This window comes from Caballeronia sp. INDeC2 (assembly GCF_023631325.1).
GTDB lineage: Bacteria > Pseudomonadota > Gammaproteobacteria > Burkholderiales > Burkholderiaceae > Caballeronia.
Genome location: NZ_JALQDG010000071.1, coordinates 1 through 276, shown reverse-complemented (window position 1 = coordinate 276; position 276 = coordinate 1). Strand labels below are relative to the sequence as shown.

Annotated in this window: 1 pseudogene; it reads right to left on the bottom strand. The window is 66.7% G+C overall.

Annotated elements, in window-relative coordinates:
- Positions 1 to 276, bottom strand: a pseudogene (locus tag NCS28_RS33110) (TUGYCR motif thioredoxin fold (seleno)protein); the annotation flags it as partial.

Here is a 276-nt window from a genome sequence, read left to right as displayed (position 1 = left end):
AGGCTCCGGTGTCCTCATCGGTGTCCTCATCGGCGTCCGCGTCCTGGTCGCCATCGGCGTCCTTGGCGCTGTCCGCCTTCTGATCGGCCTCCTGCTCCACGTCCGAGGAACCGGTCTTCGGCGCCTCGGCCCGGTCCTGTGCGTCGGCGGGGTCGGAGTCCTCGGCGGACCGGGCCTCATCGACCGTGTCGACCTCGGCCTGATTGCTGAGGTCGGTATCCTTGCGGTCATCGTCCACCGAGGCGTGTGCGTTCAGGGAATTGGTCAACTTAATGG